Here is a 13929-nt window from a genome sequence, read left to right as displayed (position 1 = left end):
CGGGATAATTAATCCTCATGCTCAAGAATTCCATCATCGTCCTGCTCATCGCCATCGTCGTTGGCGTGCCGATTGCCTTGCGCAAAGAGCAGGATATCGTGAAAAATCCGGATGCGACGCTGGTCATCATTTCGCCGCACAACGAGGCGATTCGCTACGAGTTCGAGACCGCTTTCCGCAAATGGTATGAGGGGGAAACGGGCAAGGTAGTTGTCATCGACTGGCGTAGCCCGGGCGGCACGAGTGAGATCGTTAAGTACCTCAACGCCGAATACACGAACCAGTTCCGCCTTTATTGGACCAAGGAGCTTGGCCGCCCTTGGAACGACACCGTCGCTGGCGCGTTCGACAATCGCCGAATTGAGCTGCCCGCTGATCCTGCGGACGACGACGAGGCGCAGTCCGCGCGCCGGGCGTTTCTCGATAGCAATGTCGGCGTGGGGATCGATCTCTTTCACGGTGGCGGCTGGTACGACTTCAATGTGAAGGCTCAGCAGGGCCAACTCGTGGCGAGCAACGTATTCGAAAAGCATCCCGGCTGGTTCACCGAGGACATTATTCCGCAGACCTTTTCGGGCGAAGTTTTGTGGGACAACGAGCACCGCTATGTCGGCGCAGTGCTGTCCAGCTTTGGCATTATCTTTAACCGCGATGAACTGCGCTCCGCCGGATTCGAAGGCGAGCCCACGCATTGGCGCGACTTGGCCGACCCAAAGTTTTACGGCAGCGTCGCTGTGGCCGACCCGACCAAGAGCGGCTCGATCACTAAGGCTTTCGAAATGCTCGTGCAGCAGCAGATGCAGGAGCTCGTTGCCGAGGGGATGCCCGAGGAGCAAGCCGTCCCACAAGGCTGGATGAACGGCATGCAACTGATCCAACTGATCAGCGCCAACGCCCGCTATTTCACCGACTCGGCGACCAAGCCCGTGCTCGACGTCTCCGCTGGCGACTGCGCCATCGGCATGGCCATCGATTTCTACGGCCGCTTCCAGGAGCAAAACCTCGTGGACCGCGATGGCGGCGACCGCTTTGGCTTCATCATGCCGCCGGGCGGCTCGTCGATTTCGGCCGACCCAATTGGCCTGCTGCGCGGCGCGCCGAACGAGGAAATCGCCGAAGCCTTTATCGAATACACGCTATCGCCGGATGGGCAAAAGCTCTGGGACTTCAAGGTCGGCGCGCCCGGTGGCCCGATCCAATACGCACTGCGCCGCTCGCCGATCCGCCGCGATCTTTACGAGCCGCAATACGCCGAATACCGCTCCGATCCCACCGTGTTGCCTTACGAGGAGACCGAGGGGTTCGTCTACCAGCCTAGTTGGACCGGGCGACTTTTCAGCGAGCTGCGTTTCGTGGTGCGCGCGGCGTTTATCGACCCCGGTGAGGAGCTCCGTGCTGCGTGGGGCTCGATCCTTCGTGCCCGTGAAGAGGGGCGCACCGCCGATGCCGACGTCGCCTACGCGGTGCTCAGCGATCTCTCCGCGATCGACTTCGAACAGGCCAAAACCACGATCGACGAAAAGCTCGGTGAGGGTGCCCTTGGCCGCCTGGAGCTGCTAACCCAAATTTCCGGCCACTTCCGCGAGCAATACACCCGCGCCCAGCAAATCGCCGAAGGCGGGCAGGGGTAGTCGGCTGAGCTGGAGGGCGGTGCGTCGTCACCGCCGCCACGTAGCATAGGCGTCCCGCCTGTGCCTTACGCAATCAAGAGTTGTAGCGTTTCAGAATCGTTGAATCGGGCACAGGCGGGACGCCTATGCTACGGGTGTTTTCGCAGCCAGCTGTTTTTGGTTCAAAAAGCCCAATGCTATGTTTTCAAAAAGCCCTATGCTTCTTTTCCGAAAAGCCTAGTGCTTCTTTTTCAAAACAACAGTGGCTGTGTTTAGGAAACAACAGTGGCTATGTTGGAGCAACACAGCCTGCTGTGTCGGAGCAACAACAGTAGTGTTGTTTTTGAAAAGCCGCATGTGTCTTTTTAAATGTAGGGCTCGCGCTTGCGCGATGCCGCAATAGGTGGCCCGACAGTAAGGCTTGAGCGACTGCGGCATCGCGCAAGCGCGAGCCCTACGTTTTAAATGAAGACGCGGACGCCCTACCTCTCGCTTACCGCATCAGCCAAACAACAACGCACCCTCGCCGAGGTGCTGTGTCTCCGGCCAATATTTTTCCTGCACCTGTTGGTAGCGGGCGTCGCCCCATTGGCGTTGGGCGATTTTGAGAAACGCGGGTGGGTGCGCGCTGATCTCCTGCTCAATCGGCTTAATCAGCTCGAAGGGCCAGTTCTCGATGTCCAGCAGGCCATTTAAGCAATAGTCGACGGCGAGCTTGGCGGATTTGCCCTCGGCCCCGCGCAGGAATATGCCCACATCGCCACCGGGCCGAAGCCCGGGCGTGAACGGCGCAACCACGATGCCATCGGGAAACATGTAGCTGTCCTGATCGATGCACCAGCGGTGAATCCACTCCAGCGCGCGCTCGGCGTATCGGGTATCGCCGCTCAGGCGATAGGAGAGGCTCAGCGTGCGCTGGCTGAGCTTGTTGAGCAGGTGGGACGCTCTCGTGGTTGGCCTCGGGGTGAATGACACCGTCTTTAACGTAGGTTACATCGCTGCGAAAATCCCGGTAGCCGCCGTTGTCGCCGATGCGGATCGGCGCCTCCACCATGGCCACAGTATCCGCCTCGTGCTGCCAGTGTTTCCACGCTGCTGGCATGATGGTCGGATCTTTGTCAGCGATGCGTTGGCGAATTGATTGGAGGTAGGGCTCGGAGAGGTAGAGATCGGGCATGCGCGGATTGGATGCCGCGTCATTGTGCAAGGCAAACTAAAGCGTTTGGCTGAGGCGCATGATTAATAAGACTAGAGGTGCAGAGCGTTTGGATTGGCTAGCTTGTTCAACATATCCGCAAGCAACTCGGCCCTCCTATCACAACTAGCGTTCCTTAGTAATCTACTAAGTGTTTCAGCGTAGCTTGATGGAGTGATGTTATATCGCTTACGAAATGATGTCGTTTCCATGGCAGCTCGATCTGCCCGATTCATCCATATCATCAACGCGTCGAGGTGCTGACCTCGAGAAGTGTATTCAACGACTAACTCGCTTAGAATATCCATGTCTGCGCATTCGACGACTCCTGTCTCGAGTTTGAGCTCATGAATTCGTTCTAGGAACGGATCGTCCTTTAGCGATTCATGTGGTTCCTTGATACCTTTAACCCACAATAATGACTTTCTCGCCCAATCATTCCGGAAGGATCCTGGTAAAATATGTTCAGCCCAGAAGCTTCCTCCCCAGAATACAAGCGGACAGATTAATGCTAAGCGCAGATGTATTGCGGCTTCACTATGCCTTCTTGACCGACGTAATAAATATCCAAGTCCGAAATGTGCTGCGCCATATTCTGGCAGTAAAGATATTGCCTTTTTATAAAGTGCCTCCGCTTTCTCCAAATCGCCCTCCATCACGTGCATATCAGCCACAGCACAGTTCCTAAATGGCGAATCGATATCGAGTTTGAGGAAGGATTGATGGTCGCTTGAGGCAATGGACGCTATGTCAAAACCTGTAGGGAGATCTATTCCTGCTATATCCATTGCAGTAGCAAATGGGTCCAGCGGCATTTGATCCTCGCTTTGTGCTATTTGGCACCTAGCTGCCGCAAGCATGTCGCCATATTCAGGAATTAGTGCAAATGCATCATGGCTACTGTAAGCAACTATGGGTTCGCTATTTTCTCTACCTATTGGCCAATAGAAACCGTGGTAGTCCCCGTTGCCAGTTCCTGCGAAAGGAATGAAGCCTAACGGGGGAATACTAATGAATACACTCTGCAATCTGATGGCTCCGTGTCTTCGTAGTATCCACCTTCTACACCATAAAAATCGTCGCTATATGTTGATGGCAATTCCATTAGCAATTTTTGTAATGGGTGATAATTGAAATCTATAGATATTAATTAATGGTTATATGTAGATGAATTGCTAGTTTTTAATCGTTTATATCTGTCAAGTCACCTTAGCCCATTACTCCTCCCATTGCTCCACTTCCTCCAGCCAGAGCTTGCTGACGGCGTCGCTGGGCATGCGCCAGTCGCCGCGGGGGGAGAGGGAGACGGTGCCGACTTTGGGGCCGTCGGTGAAGCAACTGCGCTTGAACTGTTGCGAGAAGAAGCGGCGGTAGAATGTCGTTAGCCAGTGCTTGATCGTGACTGTGTCATAAGCGCCGTCGAAGGCGTGCGTGGCCAGGAAGAGGATCTTGCCCGGGCGGTAGCCGAAGCGCACCACGTAGTAGAGGAAGAAATCGTGTAGCTCGTAGGGTCCGACGGTTTCCTCGGTCTTTTGGGCGAGCTGGCCGAGGTCGTCGAGCGGGAGCAGCTCGGGCGTGATCGGGGTCTCGGCGATGTCGTGGAGCAGGGCTTGGGCGACGTCGGCGTAGCGCTCGTCCGCGCACCAGTCGACGATGTAGCGTACGAGGGTCTTGGGCACGCCGATGTTTACGTGATACATCGAAATGTGGTCGCCAGCGTAGGTGCACCAGCCGAGCGCGGCCTCGGAGAGATCCCCCGTGCCGAGGACGAAGCCGCCGACCTGGTTTGCCACGTTCATCAGGATTTGCGTGCGCTCGCGGGCCTGCGTGTTTTCGTAAACGACGTTGTGCTCGGACTCGTCGTGGCCGATGTCGGCAAAGTGCTGTCGGCAGGCGGCGTCGATGGAAATGGTCCGCAGCTCGGCGCCTAGGACTTCGATTAGCTGCGTGGCGTTGTTCTTCGTGCGGTCGGTGGTGCCAAAGCCGGGCATGGTGATCGCGACGATGCCGGCGCGGTCGAGGCCCAGTTTGTCAAAGGCTTCCACGGCCACGAGCAGGGCGAGGGTGGAGTCGAGCCCGCCGGAGATGCCGACCACGATCTTTTGCGTGCCGGTGTGGCGCAGGCGCTTGGCGAGGCCGGTGGCTTGGATGGCGAAGATTTCACGGCAACGCTCGGCACGGCGCGTGGGGTCGCTCGGCACAAAGGGCTGGCGCTTCACGTCGCGCTGGAGCGGCAGGGCGGGGGAGGCGTCGCCCAGGCTCGCGCGGATGACGCGGAATTCGTTGGCCACGATCGACTCGGAGAAACTGCTGTTGCGCAGGCGGTCCTGGTTGAGGTGGTCCAAGTCGATATCCGCCACCAAGCTTTGCGTGGCAAAGTGAAAACGCTCGCTCTCGGCGAGCAGGCGGCCGCTCTCGGCGATCATGCAGTGGCCGGAGTAGACCAGGTCCGTGCTGGACTCGCCCGGGCCGGCACCGGCGTAGAGGTAGGCGCTGTAGGTGCGGGCGGATTGCTGGGTGACGAGGGCGCGGCGATAGTCGGCCTTGCCCAACAGCTCATCGCTGGCGGATGGGTTGACGATCACGTTGGCCCCGGCGAGGGCCAGCTTGCCACTGGGCGGCTGGACGGTCCACAGGTCTTCGCAGATTTCCACGCCGACGATGCAGGGCGACTCACCGCCGAGATCGAAGAGCAGGTCTGCGCCAAAGGGCACCTCGTCGCCATCGATTTCCACGACGTCGGCCAGCGTTTCGTTGGCCGAGGCGAACCAGCGTTGCTCGTAAAATTCGGTGTAATTTGGCAGGTGCGTCTTGGGCACGAGGCCGAGGATTTCACCGCCGCCGATGACTGCAGCCACATTGTAAAGGCGGTTCTGCGACTCCAGCGGCAGGCCGACGACGATGGCCGTGGGCAGCTTGACGCTCGCGGCGCGCAGCGTGGCCAGGGCCTCCAGCGCGGCGCGGCGAAGGGTGGCGTCGAGAAACAGGTCGGCGCAGGTGTACCCCGTCAGGCATAGCTCGGGGAAGACGGCCAGGCGCGCGCCCTGGGCGGCGAATTCTTGCCAGGCAGCCACGATGGCCCCGACGTTAAAGGCGACATCGGCCACGCGAAGCTCGGGCGAGGCCGTGGCGACGCGGGCAAATCCATGCTTTCCTAGTTTATCAGGCACTGTTATAGCTGGCTGGAAATATTTTGATGAAGTTACTGAAAAAAACGGGAAATCCGGTGTTTGTCCATAGTCTGTGGCGGTGTTCGAACACTTATTTCCTGGAAAAATTCAAGGGGAGTGACAGCGCATTAGTATTCACGGAACCCTTTAATGATCAACTATCTATTGTGGGTGCCAATTCGGGTGGTTTGAGCCCGGAACTGGCCGTTTATGCTGACCTGATCGGCCCGCGCGGCAAAACCGGCGATTGCGGCGTGGCCAATTATGACATCCGCTTCGCGCTCAATTACTGGTTCGACGGGAAGGACCACGGCCAACTGCATTACTTGCAGGGGCTGCTGGATCTCGCCCGGGAGCGAGACAAAGAGCCGGTGCTGGGCTTCACCCGGTCGCTCGGGCGTCTCTCGCATCTGCGCGAGTTGGGCGGGTTTCATATCGTGCTGATTCGTGATCCCTTCGATGTGTTTTGGTCGAACTACCAGCAGTTGCGCGATGCCGACACGGCTTATTTTACGATGCAATATGTGATGCTGGCCACGCTCAGCCGGACGGTTCCAGCCCTGGAAGCGCTCGCGCTGAAGCACCATCTGCCTAAGCTGAAAATCAAGGGCGCGCACGAGAGCTTTACCGAGGCGTATAATCAGATCAGCCGGAATTTCGCGGACAATCTCGACCTGCTGCGTGAGTCGTTTATCCTGGTCTATCTGTTGTCCTACGGCGCGGCGATGCAGCACACGGACCTGGTGGTCTCGATGGATCGACTCTCGCGTGACCACTTATATCAAGAGCGTATTAGCGGCCTGATCGCAGACCGCACCGGCTACGAACTGGACTTCACCGACTGCGCCTGCCCACAACACGACGCCCCGAAAGAACGCGCCGAGTTCTACGAAACTTTCCGCGCCGAGCAATGCACGCTAGAGGACTCGACGCACCCTGGTTGGGTCCACGGCGGTCGACTAGTGGACTCGTTTTTGGTGTGAAGGGTGGAGGTGAAACTCGTTTGATGGGTTTGGAGTGCGCCAGCCCTCTGGCGCTTTGGCATTTTCAATGAAGCCAGATCAACTGAAATATAGCCAAAATACGCTCGTATAGCTTTTTATTCGTAAGCACAAAATTCTAAAGCGCCAGAGGGCTGGCGCACTCCAAACTTAGCAGACTCTTCTCGAAGAGTTACGGGACAAACTTCACGTCAGCTTTTCCTTGGCCTCTGGGCGGTCATCCGTGAGACTGCTTGGCTGAATGATCTCCTTCCGTGAAAACGCCGAGGCGCCGGACGCCGCTCAATACGCCAAAGCATTGGTTGCGGCGAGTGACAACGTCTTTGCTGAGACGGGGTGGCTGGCGGATAACCTTGGCTTGGAGCACCGGCCACAGCAGGAGGCGATGGCGCAGGCGGTGATCCGCAATTTCGTCAGCGACCGCCCACTGCTGTTCGAGGCGGGGACGGGCGTGGGCAAGTCGATGGCTTACCTGGTGCCAGGGATTATGCGGGCGGTGATTGCGCGACGGCCGTTTCTGGTGTCCACCCATACCATTGCGCTGCAGCAGCAGTTGCTCAACAGCGATATCCCCTTGGTGCGCATGCTGTTCCAAAAGACGCCCGAGCTGGCGGATTACCGGAATTTTAAGGCCACGCTCCTCGTCGGACGGGGCAATTACCTGTGCGGCTACCGGCTTTCGCGGGCCATTGCGACCAAGAGTGACCTCTTTGGCGGGCCGCAGGTGGAGGACCTGCAGCGCATTGCGGAGTGGTCGACGCTCACCAAGGAAGGCCTGCGCGACGAGCTCTCGCCGGCCCCGGATTCCGAGGTTTGGGAGTGGGTCAATGCCGACTCTTCCTCGTGTAACAAGAAGAACTGCACGCCGGAGACCTGCTTTTACCGGAGGGCGCTGAAGGCCCGCCAAGAGTCGCACTTGGTCGTGATGAACCACAGCCTGCTGTTCAGCCTGATCGCGGCGGGGCTGGCCCCAGGCAACAGCGCGGGAGTGCTTTACCCGGAGGACTATCTGGTGCTCGACGAGGCGCACACCGTGCCCGGCATTGCGACGGATCACTACGGGCTCGGCATCAGTAGTTACGGCGTCGACCGCGCGCTTAAGCTGCTCTACAACCCTAGCCGCAAGAAGGGCAAGGGGCTGCTGGCCAAGGTCGGCTCGACGCAGGATCATCGCGCGGTGACCGAGGCACTCGCCGCCAGTGAAGGCTTTTTCAATGACCTCCGCTCCCGCCTGCTCAGGCGGCAGGACATCGTGCGCCTGCACGAGGAAGACTGGGCCGTGCCCGTGTTGCACCGTCCATTGGGCCGGGTGGTGGACCGCCTGGGCATCTTGCGGACGAACGTCAAAGACGATCATTTAAAGGACGAACTGGGCGACCACCGCCGCCGCCTGCATGAGATGTTGACCGGCCTTCAGCACGCGCTGGAGCTCAAGCACCGCGAGCACCACGTGTATTGGTTGGAGCTGGCGGGACGGAAGAAAAGCATCGTGCAGATACGCTCGGCGCCGCTGGATGTCGCCGAGGCGTTGCGCAAGACGTTGTTTGACCGCGGCACCTCGGTGTTGATGACCAGCGCCACCCTCGCCAGCGGCGGCGACATGAGCCCGTTCGCGCGGCGGGCCGGGGCCGAGGGGGAGGATTTTGCCGTGGAAAGCTCGCCCTTTGATTTCGAGAACAACCTGGATATTTTCATCGCAGAAGACGCCCCTCAGCCGACGCGGGGGCAGGGGCAGCTGGACCGGAAATTCATGACGGAGAACATCGCCGCCTGCGCGCACTCCATGGCGGGTGGGGTGCTGGCGCTGTTTACTAGCTATGCCGACTTGAAGGCTGTGGGCGATCAGCTCGCGCCCTTGCTGCATCGCTCGGACCGCCAACTGCTCATGCAAGGGCAGGGCATGTCGCGTGCCGAGTTGAAGGAGCGTTTCATGGAGGACGGTAACGCGGTGCTGCTGGGCACGGAAAGCTTTTGGACAGGATTCGATGCGCCAGGGCCGGCCTTAACGCAGGTAATTATCACGCGCCTGCCGTTTGATGTGCCCACGCACCCGGTGCTTGAAGCGCGCTCGGAGTGGATTCAGCAGCGTGGCGGCAATCCGTTTGCCGAAATGACCTTACCCGATGCGATCATGCGTTTTCGGCAAGGCGTGGGCCGCCTGTTGCGAAAAAAGACGGACCATGGGCGCTTGGTGATACTTGATAGTCGGATATTACATAAGGAATATGGCCGCTACTTCCTGGGGGCCTTGCCTAAGCGTGACTATAAGCGATACACTCGGCAAACCCGCGATCAACTGCTGGGTATCGCGTAAGTTATTAATGAAATTTCCTCAATTCCTGTATTCGAAACTTCAGCGGCTTTACATTCCGACGATAATGGTCTAGAAGATTGATTTTAAACACATTGTGCGTCCACTGCTGCTCGTGTTTTAACTATGTCTACATCTGTATCCAGCTTTTCTATTCGTGCGTTTGGGCAAACCGATCAGGGGCTCATGCGTAGCGAGAATGAAGACAGTTATTTTGTTTCCGAGCCGCACCAGTTGTTCGCTGTAGCCGATGGCTTGGGCGGACTGCCTGAAGGATCGGTCGCCTCCGGCCTCGCAACAGAAGTCATCAATGAATACCTTGCCGGGCTTGCGCCGGGCGATGCCGTTGATTTCGGCAGCATGTTTGAGCGCGTGAACTTACGCGTGTTTGAAAAGGGCCGCTCAATCAGCGCCGATATGGGTATTGGCACGACTTTGACCGTTGCTCAGTTCCGTCAGGACCGCTTTCACATCGGTCATGTGGGTGACACCGGTCTGGTGGTATTCGGCAAAGACTCCTGGCGCCAAGTCACAAGGGACCATACCATGGCCCAGGATATGCTCGACCGTTTGCGCCCTGGGGAGCACGCCTATATCCCCGAATATTTCTCGCATACGCTCACGCGCTGTATTGGCCAACTGGCGAGTATCAAGGTGGATACCTACGAGGACATTATTGTTCCCGGTGAGCGCGCACTCTTGTTTTCCGATGGAGTCACCAAGACCATGGAAATGGACGAGATTCACGAAAAGATTCTCGCAACCGATTCGCCGAAAGACCTCGTGAACGAGATCATCGAAACGGCGAACTATCGCGGCGGCCCGGACAACGTGACGGCGATCGCGGTGTATTTTGACGAGTAGTTGGTCGTAGCACGGGCGTCCCGCCTGTGCCTAATGCGACGATTTCTACACGATATAAATGATTAAATGAGGCACAGGCGAGACGCCCGTGCTTCATAAAAAAGGCGACCCCGCTGGAGCCGCCTTTCAAATTGAACGAGTCGCTGAAGCTTAGGACTCGGGGTTGATGTCGATCATCTCGACTTCGAAGATCAGGGTGCCGTTCGGCGGGATCTGGCTGCCGCGTGGCGGGTTCGGGCCGTAGCCGAGGTTGCCCGGGATGTAGAGCTTTACCTTGCCACCGGGGCCAACGAGCTGGACACCTTCGCCGAAGCCCTTGACGACGCCACCAACCGGGAAGGTTGCGGGTTCGCCGCGCTTGTAGGAGCTGTCGAACTCTGTGCCGTCGATCAGGGAGCCCTTGTAGTTAACCTTTACGGAATCATCCGCGCCGGCGCGCTCAGCGTCGCCTTCTTCAATGATTTCATAGTAGAGGCCGGTTGGGCTCTGCTTCACATTGGGATTGGCGGCCAGTTCTTCAAAGAACTTCTTGGTTTCGCCCTCCTGAATGGTGTTGAAACGCTGCTGCAGGTATTGCTGCACCTGCATGGCTGCTGTTTGCTTGTCTTCTGGTCCGTCTTGACCGTCGAGCGCTTGCTTGACGCCTTTCATGAACGCTTCCTTCTCGGCATCGTTGAATTCGAGTTTTTGCGTGCTTTCGGCAACGAACCAGCCGAAGTTTTCTATCGTAGTCATATTTTGGGCGCTACCAGCGTCCTCTGCCATCGATACGAGGGGCAAAGATAGCAAGGCGGCGGCTGCGAGGGGACGTAGGTGCTTTAGTATCATAAGCGGGCGATATTTGTTATTGCGGCGGGGAGGTCAATGGAATTCCCAGCCTCTATTTCGGGTTACTTTCAGGGTAAGAGAGGTCAGTGGCTGTTTTGTTCCCGGGAAATTTTACCTTACCAGGTCGAGCATTGCTTCATAATTGAGGTCGCTGAGGCGGTGAACTTGCATGTGCGCGGCTCCGAGGTCCTCAATCGGGTGCGTGGTGGCGACGGCGACGACCTTCATGCCGCCGTTAATGCCGGCCTCGATTCCGTAGTGGGCGTCTTCAAACACCAGACAACGGTTGGGCTCACGGACGATCTTCTTGGCACCAAGCAGGAAGACCTCGGGGTCGGGCTTGCCGTGCGTAACATCTTCCGCCGAAACGATGTCCTTGAAAAACTCGCGAATGCCAAGCACGTCGATGATGGTTTCCACGTTAATGCGGGGCGTGGAGGTGCCGACCACGCAGGGGATTTCGCGGCTGTGCAAGAACTGAAGCAGCTCCTTGATGCCGGGCAGAGCGTCGATGCCATCGCGTTTGATGATCTCGCGATAGAGCTCCTCTTTACGGTAGCTGAGCTCTTCGATCTCGACCGTGTTCTGCGTCCAGTTGAGCAGATTCGGGATGATAAATTGATTTTTCCGGCCAAAGCCTTTCTTAAAATGGTCGGCGGGCAGCGGGAGGTTTTTCTCCTCTGCCAGTAGCTCCCAACTGCGTTCGTGTGCGGCGGAGGAGTCGATGACGACGCCGTCCCAGTCAAAAATAGCTCCGATTTCCATGCCGCAATGGGGTAGCGTTAATGCGGCGCGGCGGCTAGATAAAAATCACGCTCTGCCTGATTGGTTTTTAAATAATGCGCCAAATGGCTTGTGCCTAGGGGGGCGGAGCAGTCGCATTTACGCCGACTCAAACCGGCCATTGTGCAAATTCAGGCCGCGATCTGTGCGCTTGGCGAAGTCTGGGTTGTGGGTGACGAGAATGAGACTGGTCTTTTCCTCGGCGCACAGGTTGAGCAGCAGGTCCATAATTTGCTCGCCGGTGCGTTCGTCGAGGTTGCCCGTGGGCTCGTCGGCGAGGATGAGCGGCGGCTGATTCATCAGGGCGCGGGCGACGGCCACGCGTTGCTTTTCGCCGCCGGAAAGCTTGGACGGTATTTGTTTGGCACGTTCGGACAGCCCGACACGGTTGAGCAGATCGGCGGCGCGTTCGCGGTCTTCGCGGCGGACTTTGCCAAGCAGTCGGCGGGCCAGGAGGACATTCTCCAGCGCATTGAGCTCGGGCATCAAATAGTAGGCCTGAAAAACAAAACCCATGAACGTCGCGCGCTTGCGGGCGCGCCAGTTTGGGGACTTGTCCAGCACGCTTTCGCCACCCCAGTAAAGTTCGCCGCTGTCGGGTTTTTCCAATACCGAGAGCAGGTAGAGCAGGGTAGTCTTGCCCGCGCCGGATTCGCCGCGAATCGAGAGGCTCTCGCCATAAGCGAGCAATACGTTGGCTTCGTCGAGCACCTGGATGGGCCGGGTGGGCGTTTGGAAGGTTTTGCTGAGCCCGCGAGCTTCGAGTATGGCGCTTTGCTGGGTCATAAATTACTCAGCCCGAATGGCTTCCGATGGGTTCATATTGGCGGCGCGCCACGCGGGATAGAGCCCGGCCAGTGCACCCACGAGCAGGCAGAAAATGTAAATGAGGACGAAGTCGCTGATTTGATAGGCGATCGGCAAGTCCATGATGGGCAAAGGGTAATGCTCCTGAAAGGCGTCGCTTTGGCCGGTTGTGTAAAGCATCAGCTTGATGATGAAGCTGCGGACGTTGATGAGCAGAAATGCCATCACGGTACCCACGATGCAGCCCATCATGCTAACCAGCATACCGTCCAAGCAGAAAATGGCCGCTAGCTGGCGCGAGCGTCCTCCCATGGCGTGCAGCAGGCCAATTTCGCGTGTCTTTTGCAGCGCGGTTACGATCAAAATCGCGCTAATGCAGAAGCCCGCGATGATCAGGATCACGAACAGCAAAAACAGCATGATCGTCTTTTCAAACTGGAGCAAAAAGAGCAGGTTTTCATTAGCCTCCATCCAACTGAGTGACTGGTAATCACCGCCGAGGTGCTGCTGCAACTTGTGGGTGAAATCGTGGACACTGTCCGGGTCGTCAATCAGTAGCATGACGCCGTGAATACCGTCACCCAGACCGTAAAGTTCCTGCATTGTGCGGCGGGTGACGACGATGGTGTTGTTATCCACCTCGTTAAAGCCGGACTCGAAAATCGCGCACACTTCGAGCTCCATGGGCAGCGGGATCTCGTCGCGCTTGAGCTGCTGGAGCATGAGGGGCGAGTAGAGGTTGACCAAGTCGCCCACGCCAACCTGAAGCTGGCGGGCGATGCCCATACTGATAATGATTTTCTGGTCGTTAAATTTATCGATGCTGCCCTGCAGAATGTAGTCCTCCAGCGGCACCACCTGGTCTTCTTCCCATGGGTTGAGGCCGGTGATTTTCGGGAAGGCCGGGCGATTGCCGAACTGCATCATCAGCATGCCATTCGTGTAGGGTGTGGCGGCCTTGACACCTGGGTAGGCGCGCAGATCGTCGAGCAGCTCCTCGTAGTCGTAAATAATGCTGCCGGTGAAGACGTGGGCGTGACCGAATGTCTCGGAAACCTTGCCGCGAATGCGCTCACCGAGGCCGTTCATGATGCTGGCGAACACGATCAGGATCGCCACGCCCAGCGCGACGCCCGTGATGCTTATCCACGCGAAAAACGATGCCGCCCGACCAGTCGGAAACAGTTGTTTGAACGCGAGATACAGATACCAGGGCATGCCAAAAACAAGCAGTGAGAAGACGAACCGCCGCCGATGCAAGCCAGCGTGACGCGAAAGCGGAAACTTTTTCCGGCGGGCGAGCGCTACTGGCGATTGTAAAGGAATCGGTAAAGGAAGAGGGCAATCGCGATGGAATTGC

12 protein-coding genes are annotated in these 13929 nt (G+C 57.8%); 5 read left to right on the top strand and 7 right to left on the bottom strand.

Annotated elements, in window-relative coordinates; all coding sequences use genetic code 11:
• The first annotated feature begins 17 nt into the window (after positions 1–17).
• Positions 18–1631: an ABC transporter substrate-binding protein gene (locus O3S85_RS06025; protein ID WP_269538910.1), complete on the top strand. Its 1614-nt coding sequence runs from the start codon at positions 18–20 to the stop codon at positions 1629–1631.
• A gap of 480 nt (positions 1632–2111) precedes the next feature.
• On the opposite strand, the gene O3S85_RS06020 is transcribed toward O3S85_RS06025, so the two are convergent.
• Positions 2112–2585, bottom strand: coding sequence for an alginate lyase family protein (locus tag O3S85_RS06020; protein ID WP_269538909.1), 474 nt, complete (start codon positions 2583–2585; stop codon positions 2112–2114).
• On the opposite strand from O3S85_RS06020, the gene O3S85_RS06015 reads away from it, so the two are divergent.
• Entirely contained in the window at positions 2575–2751 is a 177-nt protein-coding gene (locus O3S85_RS06015; RefSeq protein WP_269538908.1) for a hypothetical protein, read from the top strand. The genes O3S85_RS06020 and O3S85_RS06015 overlap by 11 nt on opposite strands.
• 107 nt (positions 2752–2858) lie before the next feature.
• Here O3S85_RS06015 and O3S85_RS06010 read toward each other — a convergent pair whose 3' ends face one another.
• Together O3S85_RS06010 and O3S85_RS06005 are read right to left on the bottom strand one after the other, a co-directional pair.
• Positions 2859–3833: an SMI1/KNR4 family protein gene (locus tag O3S85_RS06010; protein ID WP_269538907.1), complete on the bottom strand. Its 975-nt coding sequence runs from the start codon at positions 3831–3833 to the stop codon at positions 2859–2861.
• A gap of 189 nt (positions 3834–4022) precedes the next feature.
• Positions 4023–5975 carry an NAD(+) synthase gene (locus tag O3S85_RS06005; protein WP_269538906.1) on the bottom strand — a complete coding sequence of 651 codons (1953 nt, stop codon included), beginning with the start codon at positions 5973–5975 and terminating at the stop codon, positions 4023–4025.
• Positions 5976–6001: 26 nt separating this feature from the next.
• On the opposite strand from O3S85_RS06005, the gene O3S85_RS06000 reads away from it, so the two are divergent.
• From O3S85_RS06000 to O3S85_RS05990, 3 genes are all read left to right on the top strand, one after another.
• Entirely contained in the window at positions 6002–6958 is a 957-nt protein-coding gene (locus O3S85_RS06000; RefSeq protein WP_269538905.1) for a hypothetical protein, read from the top strand.
• Positions 6959–7217: 259 nt separating this feature from the next.
• Positions 7218–9290, top strand: a complete 2073-nt coding sequence (locus O3S85_RS05995; protein ID WP_269538904.1) for an ATP-dependent DNA helicase — start codon at positions 7218–7220, stop codon at positions 9288–9290.
• 123 nt (positions 9291–9413) lie between these two features.
• Positions 9414–10151, top strand: coding sequence for a PP2C family protein-serine/threonine phosphatase (locus O3S85_RS05990; protein WP_269538903.1), 738 nt, complete (start codon positions 9414–9416; stop codon positions 10149–10151).
• Between the two features lie 150 nt (positions 10152–10301).
• On the opposite strand, the gene O3S85_RS05985 is transcribed toward O3S85_RS05990, so the two are convergent.
• The 4 genes from O3S85_RS05985 to O3S85_RS05970 all read right to left on the bottom strand — a co-directional run bounded on the left by O3S85_RS05985 (position 10302) and on the right by O3S85_RS05970 (position 13787).
• A complete protein-coding gene (locus tag O3S85_RS05985; RefSeq protein WP_269538902.1) occupies positions 10302–10979 on the bottom strand; it encodes an FKBP-type peptidyl-prolyl cis-trans isomerase in 678 nt (225 codons plus the stop codon).
• 111 nt (positions 10980–11090) lie between these two features.
• Positions 11091–11744: an HAD family hydrolase gene (locus O3S85_RS05980; RefSeq protein ID WP_269538901.1), complete on the bottom strand. Its 654-nt coding sequence runs from the start codon at positions 11742–11744 to the stop codon at positions 11091–11093.
• A gap of 117 nt (positions 11745–11861) precedes the next feature.
• Entirely contained in the window at positions 11862–12548 is a 687-nt protein-coding gene (locus O3S85_RS05975; protein ID WP_269538900.1) for an ABC transporter ATP-binding protein, read from the bottom strand.
• Between the two features lie 3 nt (positions 12549–12551).
• A complete protein-coding gene (locus O3S85_RS05970; protein ID WP_269538899.1) occupies positions 12552–13787 on the bottom strand; it encodes an ABC transporter permease in 1236 nt (411 codons plus the stop codon).
• Between the last annotated feature and the right edge of the window lie 142 nt (positions 13788–13929).

Source organism: Cerasicoccus sp. TK19100, assembly GCF_027257155.1.
Classification (GTDB): domain Bacteria; phylum Verrucomicrobiota; class Verrucomicrobiia; order Opitutales; family Cerasicoccaceae; genus Cerasicoccus; species Cerasicoccus fimbriatus.
Note: the sequence above shows the minus strand (reverse complement) of the source record. Positions and strands in the feature narration are given on the sequence as shown.

Coding starts and splice junctions, on each gene's coding strand:
- O3S85_RS06025 (WP_269538910.1), top strand. CDS start 18: ATGCTCAAGAATTCCATCATCGTCCTGCTCATCGCCATCGTCGTTGGC.
- O3S85_RS06000 (WP_269538905.1), top strand. CDS start 6,002: ATGAAGTTACTGAAAAAAACGGGAAATCCGGTGTTTGTCCATAGTCTG.
- O3S85_RS05995 (WP_269538904.1), top strand. CDS start 7,218: ATGATCTCCTTCCGTGAAAACGCCGAGGCGCCGGACGCCGCTCAATAC.
- O3S85_RS05990 (WP_269538903.1), top strand. CDS start 9,414: ATGTCTACATCTGTATCCAGCTTTTCTATTCGTGCGTTTGGGCAAACC.
- O3S85_RS05985 (WP_269538902.1), bottom strand. CDS start 10,979: ATGATACTAAAGCACCTACGTCCCCTCGCAGCCGCCGCCTTGCTATCT.
- O3S85_RS05980 (WP_269538901.1), bottom strand. CDS start 11,744: ATGGAAATCGGAGCTATTTTTGACTGGGACGGCGTCGTCATCGACTCC.
- O3S85_RS05975 (WP_269538900.1), bottom strand. CDS start 12,548: ATGACCCAGCAAAGCGCCATACTCGAAGCTCGCGGGCTCAGCAAAACC.
- O3S85_RS05970 (WP_269538899.1), bottom strand. CDS start 13,787: ATGCCCTGGTATCTGTATCTCGCGTTCAAACAACTGTTTCCGACTGGT.